Annotated in this window: 15 protein-coding genes; 4 read left to right on the top strand and 11 right to left on the bottom strand. The window is 71.0% G+C overall.

Translation table 11 applies throughout. The features are described from left to right. Positions 1–92 precede the first annotated feature (92 nt). On the bottom strand, positions 93–728 hold the full coding sequence (locus tag C8E84_RS14860; RefSeq protein WP_159903313.1) for a 50S ribosomal protein L25/general stress protein Ctc: 636 nt from the start codon (positions 726–728) through the stop codon (positions 93–95). 209 nt (positions 729–937) lie between these two features. Continuing rightward, on the bottom strand, positions 938–1951 hold the full coding sequence (locus C8E84_RS14855) for an EamA family transporter (protein ID WP_159903311.1): 1014 nt from the start codon (positions 1949–1951) through the stop codon (positions 938–940). 140 nt (positions 1952–2091) lie between these two features. Here C8E84_RS14855 and C8E84_RS14850 point away from each other — a divergent pair, with 140 nt between their 5' ends. Then, positions 2092–2622, top strand: a complete 531-nt coding sequence (locus C8E84_RS14850; protein WP_246196965.1) for a CGNR zinc finger domain-containing protein — start codon at positions 2092–2094, stop codon at positions 2620–2622. A gap of 9 nt (positions 2623–2631) precedes the next feature. Here C8E84_RS14850 and C8E84_RS14845 read toward each other — a convergent pair whose 3' ends face one another. The 6 genes from C8E84_RS14845 to pfkB all read right to left on the bottom strand — a co-directional run bounded on the left by C8E84_RS14845 (position 2632) and on the right by pfkB (position 10590). Further along, on the bottom strand, positions 2632–3633 hold the full coding sequence (locus C8E84_RS14845) for a ribose-phosphate diphosphokinase (protein WP_159903307.1): 1002 nt from the start codon (positions 3631–3633) through the stop codon (positions 2632–2634). Then, the gene (glmU, locus tag C8E84_RS14840; protein ID WP_159903305.1) at positions 3630–5111 is read right to left on the bottom strand and encodes a bifunctional UDP-N-acetylglucosamine diphosphorylase/glucosamine-1-phosphate N-acetyltransferase GlmU; all 1482 of its coding nucleotides are present in this window, start codon (positions 5109–5111) and stop codon (positions 3630–3632) included. The genes C8E84_RS14845 and glmU overlap by 4 nt, the downstream gene beginning before the upstream one ends. Before the next feature lie 286 nt (positions 5112–5397). Further along, positions 5398–7080, bottom strand: a complete 1683-nt coding sequence (gene ptsP / locus C8E84_RS14835) for a phosphoenolpyruvate--protein phosphotransferase (RefSeq protein WP_159903303.1) — start codon at positions 7078–7080, stop codon at positions 5398–5400. Positions 7081–7085: 5 nt separating this feature from the next. Then, positions 7086–7355 carry an HPr family phosphocarrier protein gene (locus C8E84_RS14830; RefSeq protein WP_159903301.1) on the bottom strand — a complete coding sequence of 90 codons (270 nt, stop codon included), beginning with the start codon at positions 7353–7355 and terminating at the stop codon, positions 7086–7088. Positions 7356–7484: 129 nt separating this feature from the next. Beyond that, positions 7485–9629 (bottom strand): PTS fructose transporter subunit IIABC, encoded by a 2145-nt coding sequence (locus C8E84_RS14825; RefSeq protein WP_159903299.1) that lies wholly within the window; start codon positions 9627–9629, stop codon positions 7485–7487. A gap of 16 nt (positions 9630–9645) precedes the next feature. Then, positions 9646–10590, bottom strand: coding sequence for a 1-phosphofructokinase (gene pfkB / locus C8E84_RS14820; protein ID WP_159903297.1), 945 nt, complete (start codon positions 10588–10590; stop codon positions 9646–9648). 490 nt (positions 10591–11080) lie between these two features. Between pfkB and C8E84_RS14815 the strand changes: the two genes are divergently transcribed. The 3 genes from C8E84_RS14815 to C8E84_RS18415 all read left to right on the top strand — a co-directional run bounded on the left by C8E84_RS14815 (position 11081) and on the right by C8E84_RS18415 (position 13486). After that, positions 11081–11995: an SMP-30/gluconolactonase/LRE family protein gene (locus C8E84_RS14815; RefSeq protein ID WP_159903295.1), complete on the top strand. Its 915-nt coding sequence runs from the start codon at positions 11081–11083 to the stop codon at positions 11993–11995. 239 nt (positions 11996–12234) lie between these two features. Further along, positions 12235–12516 carry a CNNM domain-containing protein gene (locus tag C8E84_RS18610; protein WP_425495969.1) on the top strand — a complete coding sequence of 94 codons (282 nt, stop codon included), beginning with the start codon at positions 12235–12237 and terminating at the stop codon, positions 12514–12516. Then, on the top strand, positions 12401–13486 hold the full coding sequence (locus tag C8E84_RS18415) for a hemolysin family protein (protein ID WP_211675620.1): 1086 nt from the start codon (positions 12401–12403) through the stop codon (positions 13484–13486). The genes C8E84_RS18610 and C8E84_RS18415 overlap by 116 nt, the downstream gene beginning before the upstream one ends. A 40-nt stretch (positions 13487–13526) precedes the next feature. Here the strand turns inward: C8E84_RS18415 and C8E84_RS14805 are convergent, their stop codons facing one another. From C8E84_RS14805 to C8E84_RS14795, 3 genes are all read right to left on the bottom strand, one after another. Next, positions 13527–14351: an undecaprenyl-diphosphate phosphatase gene (locus C8E84_RS14805; RefSeq protein WP_159903293.1), complete on the bottom strand. Its 825-nt coding sequence runs from the start codon at positions 14349–14351 to the stop codon at positions 13527–13529. A gap of 70 nt (positions 14352–14421) precedes the next feature. Next, the gene (locus tag C8E84_RS14800; RefSeq protein ID WP_159903291.1) at positions 14422–15378 is read right to left on the bottom strand and encodes a DMT family transporter; all 957 of its coding nucleotides are present in this window, start codon (positions 15376–15378) and stop codon (positions 14422–14424) included. A 33-nt stretch (positions 15379–15411) separates the two neighbouring features. Further along, positions 15412–16398, bottom strand: a complete 987-nt coding sequence (locus C8E84_RS14795) for an LLM class flavin-dependent oxidoreductase (protein ID WP_159903289.1) — start codon at positions 16396–16398, stop codon at positions 15412–15414. Positions 16399–16472: the final 74 nt, after the last annotated feature.

The raw sequence follows: 16472 nt of genomic DNA, 5'->3' as shown, positions 1-16472 counted from the left end.
GCCCGGTCGGGATGCCGTCCGGTGCGGACGACGTCGGGGCCCGGTCCGTGCGGACCGGGCCCCGACGTCAGTCACGTCAGAGTGAGCCAGGCTCAGGCGTCGCTGTCGGAGGCAGCAGCCTCGTCGGACTCCTCGCGTTCGATGCCGGCCTCGGCCTCGGCGTCGGCGAGCTCGGCCTCGAGGGCCTCCTCGGAGACCTGCGCGGTGACGTTGACGACGAGGGTCTCGGCGTCGGTGATGAGCGTGGCGCCCTTGGGCAGCTCGACCTGGCCCGCGAGGATCTGCGTGCCGGCCTCGAGGCCCTCGATCGAGATGGTGATGCCCTCGGGGATGTGGGTGGCCTCGACCTCGAGCTCGAGGCTCGTGCTGTCGGTGATGACCATGGTGTCGGGAGCAGCGTCACCCTCGATGTGGACCGGGATGTCGACGGTGACCTTCTCGCCCTTGCGCACGACGACCAGGTCGATGTGCTCGATGACCGGCTTGATCGGGTCGCGCTGCACGTCCTTGGCCAGGGCGAGCTGCTCCTTGCCGTCGAGGACGATGGTGAGCAGGGCGTTGCTCGTCTTGAGCGCCTTCATCGTCTCGTGGGCAGCGAGGGTGATGTGCACCGGGTCGGCACCGTGGCCGTACATGACGGCGGGGATCTTGTGGTCGCGGCGGATCTTGCGAGCCGCGCCCTTGCCGAACTGGGTGCGGGTCTCGGCGTTCAGGGTGAGGTCGGACATGGTGGCGCTCCTTGAGCTGTGGGGAGGACGGCGGGCGAGTGGTCCTCGACGCGGGACGTGGCACCGATCTGTGATGAGCGCGCGTTCGTCCGCGGATCCGAACGGGATCTGCGTCCGCCAGCGTCGATCACGGATTCGTCGACCGCTCACGCGGCCTGCCGGACACCAGTGGCCGGTACGACGTCCCTCGCCGAGGCAACCCGGCGAGTCTAGGCGACGGGCGAGTGAACCTCGAAATCGGGTCGGGCTGGCTCGTCGTGCCCGCCCGGTGTGCCGGCGTGCGTCGTGGCGTGGGATGCCGCCCGCGCCTCGTCGCGCTCGCCGAGACGAACCGCGACCACACCGGAGAGCAGGACCAGGCCGCCCACGAGCTGGATCAGGCCGGGCAGCTCACCGAGCAGGACCCAGGCGAAGGCCACGGCGAAGATCACCTCGGTGAGGCCGACGAACGAGGCGAGCGTCGAGCCCAGGTGACGGGCCCCGAGGATGCCGAGGACGTAGGCGAGCGCCGCCGCGACGAGCACGAGCTCGGCGAACGCCACCCAGGCCGGTGCGCTGGCCTCGGCGATGACGACGGTCGAGGCTCCCGCCTCCATGGGCAGCACCCCGATCAGGCCTGCGAGAGCGAGGACGACGGCGCCGGAGGTGAGGCCGACGCCGGCGAAGGCGACGGCCGGCAGCGCCGTCGGCCGACCCGCGAGGACGTAGTGGCCGGCCAGCCCGACGGCGGCGAGCAGGCCCCACAGCACACCGACGAGGCTGGGCGTGCTCTGGCCGGTGACGTCGAGCACGAGCGCGAGCCCGGCGAGCGCCAGCACGATGCCGACCCCGGTCAGCCGGTGGGGCGCACGCCGCGTCAGGGCCCAGACCCAGAGGACGACGATGATGATGCCGAGGTACTCGATGAGCAGGGCCACGCCGACCGGCATCCGGGAGACCGCCTGGAAGTACCCGAGCTGGGCGGCGGCGACGGCCAGGGTGCCGTAGAACGCCGCGAGCGGCAGCTCACTGCGCAGGGTTCCCCATCGCCCGCGCATGCTCCACAGCCCGAAGGGCGCCAGGACGAGAGCCGCGCCGGCGATGCGGATGAGCACCACCGCGCCGGGGCTCCAGCCAGCGGTCATCAGGGACTTGGCGAAGGGCCCGGACGTGCCGAACGCCGCGCAGGACGCGAGCATCGCGATCAGACCCAGACCGACGTGCCGCCGCATCGCCTCGACCATGACATTCCTCGACTTCTCGTGACAGCGCCCTGCCGGCGCGGGTTCGCGGCGGATGTGTCAGGAGCAAAGTAGACTGTTGATGATGACGTTAGCTGCCGCAATTGTCAGGAGTCAAGATGATTTTCACCTATGACACGGACATGACGCTCATGCACGCTGCGGCCCTGGTCAACACCGGCCCCGCCCTGGGCAGCGAGCACCGCGAGGACCTGCCCGACGTCGCAGCGCTCGTCGAGTGGATGCACGGATGGCAGTGGACCGGTCGCCACCCGAGCACCGAGGCCGAGGCGGACGCCGTGCGGCGGCTGCGCCCGAGGATCCGGCAGATCTGGGGACTGCCCGAGGACGACCTCGTCGAGGCGACCAACGCGTTGCTGCGCGAGGGCCGCGCACTCCCCCAGCTCGTCCGCCACGGCGACTTCGACTGGCACATCCACGCCACCCCGGACGACGCGCCGATCGCCGACCGGATCGCCGTCGAGGTCGGCATGGCCCTGGTCGACGTCATCCGCGCCGGGGCGATCGACCGGCTCAAGGTGTGCGCCGGCGACGACTGCGACGACCTCATCATCGACCTCAGCAAGAACCGCTCACGCAAGTTCTGCGACGGCACGTGCGGCACGCGGGCCAACGTGGCGGCCTATCGCGCACGCAAGGCCGCCGACACCTGATCGAGCAGCTCAGGCGCGGCCGCCGAACAGGCTGGTCACCGACCCGTCCTCGAAGACCTCCTTGACCGCTGCGCTGATGAGCGGCGCGATGGAGAGCACGGTGATGCCGTCGATCTGCTTCTCGGGCGGGATCGGCAGCGTGTTCGTGACGATCACCTCGACCGCCGAGCAGTCGCGCAGTCGCTCCACCGCCGGGTCACTGAGGATCGCGTGCGTCGCCGCGATGATGACGGCCTTGGCCCCGTCGGCCTTCAGCGCGTCGGCGGCCTTCGCGATCGTGCCGCCGGTGTCGATCATGTCGTCGACGAGCACGCACACCCGGTCGCGCACGTCACCGACGACCCGGTTCGCGACCATCTCGTTCGGCCGGTTGATGTCGCGCGTCTTGTGGATGAACGCCAGCGGAGCACCGCCGAGACGCTTGGACCACTGCTCCGCGACCTTGATGCGGCCGGCATCCGGCGACACCACCGCGAGGTCCTGGTCGCCGTACTTCGTGGCGACGTACTCACTGAGGATCGGGATGGCCATCAGGTGGTCGACCGGCCCGTCGAAGAACCCCTGGATCTGGTCGGTGTGCAGGTCGACGCAGATGAGCCGGTCAGCCCCGGCGGTCTTGAACATGTCGGCGATGAGGCGCGCGCTGATCGGCTCGCGCCCACGGTGCTTCTTGTCCTGGCGCGCGTATCCGTAGAACGGCATGACCACGGTGATCCGCTTGGCACTGGCCCGCTTGAGCGCGTCGACCATGAGCAGGTGCTCGATGATGCACTCGTTGATCGGGTTGGTGTGGCTCTGGATGACGAAGGCGTCCGACCCGCGCACCGACTCCTCGAAGCGCACGTAGATCTCGCCGTTGGCGAAGTCGTAGGCGCTCGTCGGCACGAGCTCGGTGCCGAGCTGCGCGGCGACCTCCTGCGCCAGCTCGGGGTTGGCCCGCCCCGAGAAGAGCATGAGCTGCTTCTTGGGGCGCTTGCGGATGTTGGCCGACGGCGGTCGGTTGCTGCTCATGGCTGGTCACCTTCCGCGGTGGTCGTCGCAGGGCTCGGATGCCGTTCGCCCGCCTTCTGGGCCGCGGCGGCTGCCGCCGCGGTCGCCGTTCCATGCCTGGCTCGGGCCACCCAGCCGCTCACGTTGCGCTGCTGGCCCCGGGCCACGGCGATCTCGCCCGGCTCGACGTCCTGGGTGAGGGTGGACCCGGCAGCGACGTAGGCACCGTCGGCGACGTCGACCGGGCCGATGACGACCGAGTTCGACCCGACGAAGGAGTGGCTGCCGATGACCGAGTGGTGCTTGGCCACCCCGTCGTAGTTGGCGAAGATCGTGCCGGCACCGATGTTGGCGCCGGCCCCGATCGTGACGTCGCCCGCGTACGTGAGGTGGGGCACCTTGGCACCCTCACCGATGTCGGCGTTCTTGGTCTCGACGAACCCGCCGATCTTGCCCCGGGCGCCGAGGCGGGTGCCCGGGCGCAGGAAGGAGTAAGGCCCGACCGTGGCCCCGTCGCCGATGACCGCGAGGTTCGTGACGGCCCGGGTGACGCTGGCCCCGGCGCCGACCTCGGTGTCGGTGAGGGTGCAGTCGGGCCCGATCACGGCATCCGGGCCGATGCTCGTGGCCCCGAGGAGCTGGCTGCCGGGCAGGATCGTCGCGTCCTGGCCGATGCTGACGTCGACGTCGATCCACGTCGTCGCGGGGTCGACGATCGTCACTCCGGCCCGCATGTGCCGCTCGCACACGCGGCGGTTGAGCTCACGGCCGAGCTCGGCGAGCTGGACGCGGTCGTTCACGCCCTCGGTCTGGAGGCGGTCACCGATGACGTGGGCCCGCACCGGGCGGCCGGCATCGCGCGCGATGGAGATGACGTCGGTCAGGTACTTCTCACCCTGGGCGTTGTCCGTGCCGACCTGGGCGAGCGCGTCGCGCAGCACCTGGGCGTCGAACGCGTAGATCCCGGAGTTGATCTCGGTCAGGGCCAGCTCGTCGGCGGTGGCGTCCTTGTGCTCGACGATGCGCTCGACCCGGCCCTGCGCATCGCGCACCACCCGGCCGTACCCGGTGGGGTCGGCCAGGTGCGCCGTGACGACCGACACCGCACTCCCCGACTCCTGGTGCGACACCGTGAGCTGGACGAGGGTGTCGCCGGTGAGCAGCGGAACGTCGCCGTACGTGACGAGGATCGTGCCCGACAGGTCTGCCGGCAGCGCCTCGAGGCCGCACTCGACGGCGCGCCCGGTGCCCTTGACGTCGTCCTGGTCGGCGATGACGAGCCCGGCATCCAGGGCGGCGCACTGCTCGACGACGCGGTCACGCTCGTGGCGAACCACCACGCCGACGTGCTCGGCCCCGGTCTCCCGGGCGGCCCGGATCGCGTGGCCGACGAGCGTCAGACCACCGATGCGGTGCAGCACCTTGGGTGTCGAGGACTTCATGCGGGTGCCCTCACCCGCGGCGAGGACGATGACAGCAGCCGGGCGGGGGGTGCTCACGCGAGGGAACTCCAGATGAGAAGCGAGGTGCCACGGGACGACGTCATGCTACCCGCGAGGATCCATACCGGCGCACGGTGGGCAGGGCACCCACTGTCGCTGCCCGCCGGTGGGTCCGCCCAGGGTGTCCATGCTGGCCCGGATGCGGAGCGGCTGACCTACGGGGGCAGCGACGTCGCCGTGCCCCACACTCCGCGCTGACCCGTGCCGCGACTCATGCACGTCAGCCACCTGCCCCGGATCCGGGGCAGGTGGCTGACGTGCATTACCTCGCCTGGAGAGCCCTTCAGAGCAGGTCGGTCAGCTCGTCCCGGGCCAGGTCGCGCACGGCCTCGAGGGCCTCACGCGCCGTGGCTGCCGCGCGGGCTGCCGCGGCGATGCCCTGGCACTCGGGCAGGCTGTGCAGCGACAGTGCGAGCCGCACGACCGGCACCTTGCTCGGGGCCATCGACAGGCTCGACACCCCGAGACCCGTGAGCACGAGGGCGAGCAGCGGGTCACCTGCGGACTCGCCACACACCCCCATCGGCCGACCCGTGCTGGCAGCACCCTCACAGGCGGCCGCCACGACGTCGAGCACCGCCGGCTGCCAGGGGTCGAGCAGGTCGGACAGCTCACCCTGCATCCGGTCGGCGGCCATCGTGTACTGCGCGAGGTCGTTGGTGCCGATGCTGCCGAACTCGACCTCGGCCAGCACGTGCGCCGAGCGCAGCGCCGCCGCCGGGACCTCGATCATGACGCCGCCCTTGGGCAGGCCGTTCTCGCGGACCCGCCGGGCGAACCAGGCGGCCTCCTCGACGGTGGCGACCATCGGGGCCATGACCCGCACGTCGGCCCCGGTCTCCTTCGCCGCGATCGACAGGGCCTCGAGCTGGGCGTCGAGCAGCTCGGGGCGCTCGGCCGACAGCCGAAGCCCGCGTCGACCCAGGGCCGGGTTCTCCTCCGGGCCGAGGTCGGCGAAGGCCAACGGCTTGTCCGCCCCCGCGTCGAGGGTGCGTACGACGACCCTGCGGTCACCGAAGGGGGCCATGACCTTGCGGTAGATCTCGGTCTGCTCCTCCACGGTCGGCGCCTTGTCGGCCGAGAGGAAGACGAACTCGGTGCGGAACAGCCCGACCCCTTCGAGGTCGAGGGCTCCGGCCTCCTCGGCGTCCTTGACCCCACCGATGTTGGCGAGCAGCGCGACGTGGTGCCCGTCCCGCGTGGTGCCCGGGCCACTCGTGCCGGCCAGAGCGGCTGCGCGCTTGTCACGCCGAACCTTCTGCTCCTCGACGATGGAGGGGTCGGGGTTGATCGTGACCTCACCCGAGTCACCGTCCAGGGCCACGAACGTCCCGGCGGGGATGCCGGTCGCGCCCTTGAGCTGGACGACCGCCGGGATGCCCATCTGGGCCGCGAGGATCGCCGTGTGGCTCGTTCGCCCGCCCTCCTGGGTGACGATGCCGACGACCAGGGCACGATCGAGCGTCGCCGTCTCCGCGGGTGCGAGGTCCTCGGCGACGATGACGCTGGGCTCGCTGAAGTCAGGAACCCCCGGGGCGGGCACCCCGAGCACGGCCGCGACCGCTCGGGAGCCGACGTCGCGCAGGTCGGTGACGCGCTCGGCGAAGTATCCCCCCAGCGCCTCGAACTGGGCGCAGTACTCCTCCACCGCGCTGGCGATGGCGTTCGCCCGCCCGCGGCCGGCATCGAGCTGCTTGCCCGCAGCCTTGATCAGACCCTTGTCACGAGCGATGAGCGCCGTGGCCTTCAGGATCTGCTGCGCGGTGTCATCGGCGTGCCGGGCCTTGCCCTCGAGGGCGGCCGCGACGGACTCGAAGGCCGCCTTGACGTCGGTGAGCGCCGCCTCGCGGTCCTCGGCGGGTGCCTCGTCGGCCGGCGGCCGGACCGGTGGCGAGACCTGCACCACCGGTCCGTACGCGGACCCCGGGCTGACGCCGATGCCCTGCCGGGTCTCCGTCGCGGTCACCTCGGTCACTCCGCGTCGAGGTCGCGCGAGAGGAGGGCCACGAGGGTGTCGAGGGCCTCGTCGGCCCCGTCGCCCTCCGCGGTCAGCACGATCTCCTCGCCGTGCTTGGCGCCGAGCGCCATGACGCCGAGGATGCTCGTGGCGTCGACGGCGTCCTCACCGGGGCGGCCGATCTCGATGTCGAGCCCGGTCTCCCCCGCGGCCTCGACGAACAGGGCGGCCGGGCGGGCGTGCAGGCCGACTGACGAGGCGATGGTGACAGTGCGCTGTGCCATGAGGATGCTCCTTTGTGAACGGGTGGTGCGGTGGTCGGATGCCGGGTGGCTCGGTGCCACGTGGCCGGTCAGGTGTGGACGGTGGATCAGCGATTCGGTGGGGCTGCCAGGCAGCCCCACCGAAGACTGTCAGACGCTGGCGACGGCCTCGACCTCAGCCAGCTTGCTGTCGCGGGACTTCAGGACGATGACGATCGTCGCCATGACGACGACACCGATGGCGAGCGCCAGGAGGAAGAGCACGACCTGGCTGACGCTGCCCATGATCGGGAGCACCCAGATGCCGCCGTGGGGCGCCCGGATGCCGAGGCTGAAGGCCATGGCCAGCGCCCCGGTGACAGCCGAGCCGATGACCGACGACGCCATGATGCGGATCGGGTCTGCGGCCGCGAACGGGATCGCGCCCTCGGAGATGAACGACGCACCGAGCAGCCAGGCCGCCTTGCCGTTCTCACGCTCGGGCTCGGAGAACAGGCCCGGCCGCACGGTGGTGGCCAGGGCCAGGGCGAGCGGGGCGACCATGCCTGCGGCCATGACCGCCGCCATGATCTTCAGCTCGGGTGAGTCGGCCGCGGCACCCGCTCCGGCGAGGCCCGCGGTGGCGAAGGCGTAGGCCACCTTGTTGACCGGGCCACCGAGGTCGAAGCCCATCATCGCGCCGAGGATCGCGCCGAGCAGGATGGCGCTGGTGCCGCTGAGGCCCGAGAGCGCGTCGCTGAGGGCCTCGGTGAGGGCGACGATCGGGCGACCGAGCAGGGTGATGAACAGGCCTGCCGTGATGAGCGTCGAGAGCAGCGGGATGACGACGACGGGCATGATCCCGCGCACGCCCTTGTGGACCTTCCAGCCGGAGATCCAGCGGGCGACGAGACCGCCGACGATGCCGGTGACGAGGCCGCCGAGGAAGCCGGCACCCATGGTCGCCGCGATCGAGCCGCCGACGATGCCGGGCACGAGACCGGGTCGGTCCGCGATGGCGAAGGCGATGAAGCCCGACAGGATCGGCACGAGGAACCCGAACGCCGCGGCGCCGATGACGAACAGCAGCGCAGCCCAGGAGGTGCCGCTGAAGACGTTGAAGTTCTGGGTGATGTTGAACTCGCCCTCGGCCGTCAGGCCGTACTTGACGATCTCGATCGCGCCCTGCTCGCCGATCGCGAGCTGGGCGAGCATGAAGCCCAGGGCGATGAGGATGCCGCCGGCTGCGACGAACGGGATCATGTAGGACACACCGGTCATCAGCCACTGGCGGACCCTCGTGCCGAGGCCGGCCTCCGAGTCGACCTTGCTGGCGAGCCCGCCACCTCCACCGGATGCCGCGGGGCCGGCTGCCGCTGCAGCGGCGGCCAGGCTGGGGTCGGCCTTCCACTGCTCGGCCAGGGCGACGGCCTGCGCGACGAGCGCGGGGCCGTCGGAGATGCCCTTCTTGACCCCGACGTCGATGGTCGGCTTGCCGGCGAAGCGGCCGGCGTCCTTGACGGGGAGGTCGTGGGCGAAGATCACGGCGTCGGCGGCGGCGATCTCGGCCGCGGACAGCGGGGTGGACCCGGCGGAACCCTGGGTCTCGACCTTCATCGTGTGGCCCGCGGCCTTCGCGGCGTTCTCCAGACCCTCGGCCGCCATGTACGTGTGGGCGATACCGGTCGGGCACGAGGTGACCCCGACGAGGTTCATCGATCGGGGGGCGTCCTCGACGACAGCGGCAGCCGGGGCGGCAGCGGCGGGCGGGGCAGCGGCATCCGAGCTCGTGGCGGCGGCCGTGGCCGCGGGAGCGGAGGCGGCCGTCGCGGCGGCGACCTCGGCTGCGCCGGTTCCCTGGGGCGCGCTGTCGAGGGAGACCTCGGCCTCGACGATGCGGACCACCTCGGCCTCGGTCGTCGCGGCGGCCAGAGCGGCCTTGAAGTCCTTCTTCATCAGCGCCCGGGCGAGCTTGGGCAGCATCTGCATGTGGGCGTCACCGCCGCCGGCCGGCGCCGCGATGAGGAAGACGAGGGTGGCCGGGCCGTCCTTGGCACCCCAGTCGATGCCGTCGGTGCTGCGGCCGAACACGAGCGAGGGCTCGGTGATCGCCTCGCTGCGGGCGTGCGGGATGCCGATGCCACCGGGCAGGCCGGTCGCCATCTTGCTCTCGCGCTCGCGGACGTCCGCGAGGAAGGTGTCGATGTCGGTGCACCGGCCGCTGGTCACGAGCTGCTGAGCGAGCAGCGTCGTGGCCTCGTGACGGTCGGCACCGGTCAGGTCGAGGACGACCTGGTCTTCGGTGATGAGGGCCATGGGGGTTCCTTTCGGGTCAGCGAAGGACGAGCGAGGGGTCGGGGCTGTGCGTGACCTCGGCGTGGATGCCGACGAGGTCGCTCGGGGTGGGGACTCGGCTGCCGGGGAGGGTGACGGCGGCAGAACCCCACGTGACGGCGGTGGCGAGGGCGTCGGCGGGGCGCATGCCCGTCGACAAGCCGTGGAGCAGGCCGGCGAGCATGCAGTCGCCGGCGCCCACGGTGGACAGGGGGGCCGTGATGGCGGCGCCCGCGTGGACGGCCTCGTCGGCGGTCACGAGGAGGGCACCGTCGCTGCCGAGGCTGACGGCGACGACCTCGATGCCGTCGGCAACAAGGTCCCGGGCGGCGGCGCGGACGTCGCCGAGGGTCGGCAGGTCGTGACCCACGAGTTCGGCGAGCTCTTCGTGGTTGGGCTTGATGAGGTTCGGGCGAGCGGCGACCGCGAGCGGCATCGGGGCGCCCGAGGAGTCGACGGCGACCCGGATGCCGCGTTCACGCACCCGCGTGACGAGGTCGGCATAGAACGTGGTCGGCGCACCAGGCGGGAGGCTGCCGCACGCGACGACCCAGGAGGCGCCGTCCGCGGCATCCAGCGTCGCCGTGAGGAGGGCGTCGACCTCGGCGGGCGAGAGCTGCGGGCCGGGCTCGTTGAGCTTGGTGGTCGTGCCGTCGGGCTCGAGGACGCTGATGTTCATCCGCAGGCTCCCCGCGACGGGCACGCTGCGGCGCGCGACGCCGGCGGTGTCGAGCAGCTCGTCCATGAGGTGGCCCTCGGGGCCGCCGGAGGGCAGCACCGCGATGGTGGCCGTGCCCTGGGCCGCGAGCGCGCGGCTGACGTTGACGCCCTTGCCGCCCGGGTCGATGCGACTGGAGGTCGCGCGGTGGACCTCGCCGCGCAGGAGGGCATCGATGACGATGGCGCGGTCGATGCTCGGGTTGGGCGTGAGGGTGACGATCATCGGGACACCGTCCCGCGCTCGTCCGAGCGGTGCTGACACTGCGCTACGTCCATCGGACTCCTTCGTCCACCGGGTGGCCCGCATTGGGCCGTTGGGAGTATCCAACCACTACTGCGACACCCATGTAAAGAGATTCGGGCATCCGTTTATGTTGTTTTGCTTCCGAATGTCGATTTCTTGGGTATCGCCGGGCGGCGCCGCACGGATAGCTGCGGAAACACCGTGGACCCGTCGGGATCTGGCCCGCACCCAGCGTGGCAGCGATCTGCCCTCACTGCATGTCTGGAGACACGCCGTCTGAGGGCTGGACCTCTCGCTCGGCACGCTCAGCCTCGACCCGCCCGAGGAACCACGGTCATGGTCATCCCCCGAGTCTGACAGCCGCGACCGGTGCCGTGTGGCCCGATGGACGGGTCGGCGCGAGCACGGCAAGGTTCGACAGCGCAGGCCTATCATTGAATCATCAACGATGCCGCCGTAGCGTGGCCGGATGAGGACCTCACGAGTGCTGCTGACCACGGCCCTGGCCGCCGCTTTCGCCGTGGCCCCGACGGGTTCGGCCTCTGCCGCCCCCTTCCCCGACACCCTGGCACTGCCGAACGGGTGGCTCCCCGAGGGCATCGCCACCGGCGCCGGGACGTCGGTCTACTCGGGATCGCGCGCTGACGGCTCGGTGTGGAAGGGCGACCTGCGCACGGGTGAGGGCGAGGTGCTGGTCGACGTCGACGGCCGGGTGGCCGTCGGGATCAAGGTCGATCGCGGCTTGCTGTTCGTCTCCGGTGGAGCGACGGGAGACGCCTATGTGTACGACGCCGACTCCGGTGCCGAGGTCGCGGCGTTCGACCTCACGGACGGCCCCGCCTTCATCAACGACGTCACCGTCACGCGGGACGCGGCGTGGTTCACCAACTCGCAGGCGGCCGAGCTCTACCGGGTCGCGCTGGGCGCCGGGGGTGTTCCGACCGGCGCCGTCCAGACGATCGCCCTGGCCGGGGACTGGCAGCAGGTGGCCGGCTTCAACGCCAACGGGATCGCGGCCACGCCCGACGGGCAGACCCTGCTCGTCATCAACAGCACGACCGGCATCCTGTACGCCGTCGACGCGGCGACCGGTGAGGCGACCGCGGTCGATGCCGGCGGGGCGCTCCTCACCCAGGGCGACGGCATCCTGCTCCAGGGCACGACGCTGTGGGTCGTGCGCAACCGGTCCAACGAGGTCGTCGTGCTGCGGATGGCCTCCGACTGGCACGCCGCGACCCCGGTGCGAACCATCACCGACCCCGACTTCGACGTGCCGACGACGGTCGCGCTGCAGGGGTCGCGGCTGTATGCCGTCAATGCCCGCTTCACCACTGCCCCCACCCCCGACACCGAGTACGACATCGTCCTCGTCGACGGCCGGTAGGTCCGGCCGGGCTGAGGGTCGCCCGGGCCTTCCACACCACCGGACGCCACCGGAACCCGTGGGCACGCGCCGACGTTGTCACCGCAACCCCTACCCCGACGGCGAAAGACCATGGACCCCCACCCTCCACCTCGACACCCCGATCGATCCTCTCTGGTGACGCCGTGAATGGGCTGTGGCTGAACCTCGGCCTCGTGGGGGTGCTCGTCCTGGTCAACGCCGCCTTCTCGGGCAGCGAGATGGCCCTGGTCTCCCTGCGCGAGAGCCAACTGGCCCAGCTCGAACGTGATGGCACCGCACGGGGCAAACGCCTCGTCGCCCTCGCCCGCGACCCGAACCGCTTCCTGGCCACCATCCAGATCGGCATCACGCTTGCCGGGTTCCTGGCGTCCGCGGCCGCCGCGGGTGTCCCTGGCCGCGCCACTCGTGCCCTACCTGTCCGTGCTGGGCGGTGCGGCCGAGGCCGTCGCCATCGCCCTCGTCACGGCGGTCCTCACCGTGGTCACGCTCGTGCTCGGTGAGCTGGCGCCCAAACGCGTCGCCATGGAGCGCGCCCTGCCGTGGGCCATGATCGCCGTCGGCCCCATCGACGTGCTGTCCCGGGTCACCAGCCCCTTGGTGAGGATGCTGAGCGCGGCGAGCAACCTCGTGGTCGGCCTCGCCGGGGTGAGCCCGGACGCCGCGGAGGCGGAGATGACGCGTGAGGAACTCCAGCACCTGGTCTCCAGCCAGCAGACGCTCCACGAGGAGCAGCGAGAGATCCTCAGCGGCGCCCTGGACCTCGACACCCGGCTGCTGCGCGAGGTGATGGTGCCGAGGCGCTCGGTCTTCACGCTAGGTGCAGACCTCACGATCAGCCAGGCGCTGGACGAGCTGGCCGCGGCCGGGCACTCGCGGGCGCCGGTCACTCGCCGTGGTCACCTCGACGACGTCGTCGGGGTCGTGCACTGGTCGAACGTCCACCGTGGCGGTGATGACGCGGTCTCCACCGTCGTGACACCGGCCCTGTACCTGCCCGACACCCTGCGCGTCATCGACGCGCTGCGCCAGTTCAAGCAGCAGCGCCACCACCTCGCCATCGTCCTCGACGAGTACGGGGCACCCGACGGCATCGTCACGCTGGAGGACCTGCTCGAGGAGGTCGTCGGCGAGATCTACGACGAGACCGACCGCGACCTGTTTGCCGCCAGGCACCTCGAGGACGGCGGGGTCGTCCTGCCCGGCGGGTTCCCCCTGCACGACCTGCCCGACGTCGGGATCGACCTGCCCCCCGCGCACCGGGACTACACGACGGTCAACGGCCTCGTCATGGATGCGCTGGGACAGGTCCCTCGCCGGGCGGGCGACACCGTCACGGTCGACGGCTGGCAGATCGAGGTGCTCGAGGTCGCCGGTCACGTCGCGGGCAGGGTCGCCTTCCGCCGCACCCAGCAGCCGCAGCACTCGGACTCGGACTCGGACTCGGACTCGGACTCGGACTCGGCCGAATGATCGGGGATGCCGTCCGCGTCCGTGCGCGGGCGGCATCCGGTCACGTCGCGGCGATGGTGCCCGTGGCCAGCAGGCCCACGAGAACGGCCGCGAGCGCGAGCCGGTAGACGACGAAGATCGTGAAGGTGTGGTTCGCGACGTACCTGAGCAGCCAGGCGATGACGCCGTAGCCGATGACGAACGCGATCCCCGTCGCGAGCAGGGTCGGACCCCACGCCGCGGTGGAGTCGTCACCGATGTCCTTGAGCTTGTAGAGCCCGGAGGCCATGACCGCGGGCACCGCGAGCAGGAAGGCGTAGCGCGCGGCGACCTCGCGGCGGTAGCCCATGAAGAGCCCACCGGAGATCGTGGCGCCCGAGCGCGAGACCCCGGGAATGAGGGCCAGTGCCTGCCAGAAGCCCAGCGAGATCGCGTGCTTCCACGTCAGCTGCTCGATGGTGCGCTCGTTCTTGGCGACCCGGTCGGCCACGGCCAGCACGATGGCGACCCCGGCGAGCATGGCCGCCGTGATCCACAGGTTGCGCAGCCCGCTGTCGATGGCGTCCTCGAACAGCAGCCCCAGCAGGGCGATCGGGAGCGAGCCGACGATGACCATCCAGCCCATCCGCACGTCGGGATCGCTCTGCGGCACCCTGCCCACGAGGGCCAGGCTCCAGCGGGAGATGATCCGCCAGATGTCCTTGGCGAAGTAGACGATGACCGCCGACTCGGTGCCGATCTGGGTGACCGCCGTGAAGGCCGCCCCCGGGTCACGCCCGTCGAAGAACAACTGCCCGACGATCAGGAGGTGGGCGCTCGAGGAGATGGGGAGGAACTCGGTCAGGCCCTGCACGATGCCCAGGACGATTGCTTCGAACCACGTCACACGGCCCATCGTGACACAGCGGCCTCGATCCCCCGGACACGACGTCCGCTCTCCAGGGCCCTCGCCCGGGTCAGGTCCGCCTGGCCCCGACGCCGGCTCCCAACGCTTCCCGGGCGTCGTCGGGGACCGCCACCGCAGGACGCTCGCTGCGCTGCTCGTGCAGGGCCAGCGAGACCACACAGACCAGGACGATGACAAACCCGAGCCACTGCGAAGGGGTCGGCCGGGCACCGAGCGCCGCGACCCCGACGACCACGGCCGTGAGCGGGAAAGTCAGTTCCGCGAGCGTGGCCCTCGACGCCGGGGTGCGGCCCAGCCCCCGGTAGTACAGCGCCAACGCGAGCAGCCCCGGGAAGAGCGCGAGCAGGACGATGTTGAGCGCGGCGTCACTGCCGACCGCCAGTGGGGTGCCGGTCACCGCAGCCGTCACCGTCAACGCGAGCAGACCCAGGGCGAACCGCAGGGCGGTGAGGTCCGAGAAGCGCAGTTCGGCGCTCGCGGCCCGGCCGAGCACCGTCCCCGCCGCCCACAGCGCCGCGGCACCGAGCGCGAGCAGCGCCGCCTGGGCACTGGAGACCGTCACCGCCAGGGGCTCCTTGAAGGCGAGCAGCCAAGCCCCCACGAGGGCGGGAGCGACGAAGAACAGGTAGCTGCGTCGCAGCCGCTCCCCCAGAAGCATCGCCGCAAGGGCGATGGCGATGAGGGGCTGGAGCTTCTGGAGCACCTGAGGCGTGATCGGGTCCCCGAGGCCGAATGCCGCGGTGAACATCACCGTCGCGAGGGCCGAGGACCCGACGCCGATGACGAGCACGCTGAGCTTCGTGCGGGTCGACGCCACCGCCAGGCGGCGCACCGCCGGCACCAACCACCACAGGGTGAACACGGTGAGCACGAGGTGCTCCCAGAACACGATCGTGAGCGAGGCGTACTCGCGGGCGAGCGGACCGCGCCACAGCGACGACACTCCCCACAGGGATGCCGCGATGGCGACGAGCCACGTGCGGTCACCACTGCGGCCGGTCGCCATCGACGGCACTCCCAGACCTCTGGTCGATGCCGGTCAGGAGGCGTCGACCAGGGGCATGATGTCGTTCCTGAGGCGCTTGAGGTCATCGAGCGTCTTGGACACGGGAACGTCCGCGAACGGCGGCCACAGCAGCGGCATCGTCAACCCCGCCTCCTTGTAGCGCTTGAGCATGTCGGCGATCTGGCGCTCACTGCCGACCAGGATGTTGGAGACCTTGCCGTTGTCGGTCTGGTCGACGTCCTCGTCGGTGATGGTGAACCAGATCATGCTGCACATGTCGAGGTCGTCGATCGACTTGCCGAGCTCCTCGAGCTCGCCGGCGATGGCGGTGCGCCACTCGGTGAGCTCGCGCGGGGTGTCCTGGATGCCGATCCAGCCCGCCAGGCCGTACTTGGCGACCCGGTTCGCGGAACGCTTCGGGTCACGCAGGCCGCTGAAGTAGATGGGCGGGTGCGGCTGCTGCACGGGCTTGTGGCCGAAGCCGGAGGGCTCGAAGTCGGCGAACTCGCCGTGGTACTCGAACAGCTCGTTGGTCCAGATGCCCTTGCAGATCTCGATGGTCTCGCGGACGTGGGCGTGGCGACGGGGGAACTTGTCGGCGGCGCTCGCGGCGGCGAACTCCTCCGGCATCCAGCCCGCCCCGATGCCGACGTTGAGCCGACCGTTGGACAACTGGTCGATCGTCGCGCACTCGGCCGCGAAGACCCCCGGACCGCGGAAGGGGGTGTTCGTGATGCTCATGCCGATCCGCAGCTTCTCGGTGCGGGCGGCCAGCCACGGCAGGAGGGGCCAGCCTTGGAACCACTGGCCGCGCGACTCGACCGGCAGCTGGGTGGGGAACTCCTTCATCATCCCGAAGGAGTACTGGAGCTCGCCGCGGTCGGACGCCTCGGGGACGATGACGCGGTCGAGCGTCCAGACGGAGTCGAAGTCGAGCTCCTCAGCCAGGTCGGTGAGGTCTGCGAGCTCCTGGACGGTGACGTGGTTGCGGAAGGTGGGCAGGTAGAGGGCGAGCTTCATCGGTCACACATCTCCTCGGGGCGGGTCGTGGCCGGGCCGGCTCGAGCCTTTCCGGTCCGAGCCGACCCTTGTCT

This window comes from Ornithinibacter aureus (assembly GCF_009858245.1).
GTDB lineage: Bacteria > Actinomycetota > Actinomycetes > Actinomycetales > Dermatophilaceae > Fodinibacter > Fodinibacter aureus.
This window is presented reverse-complemented; position numbering and strand designations above follow the sequence as displayed.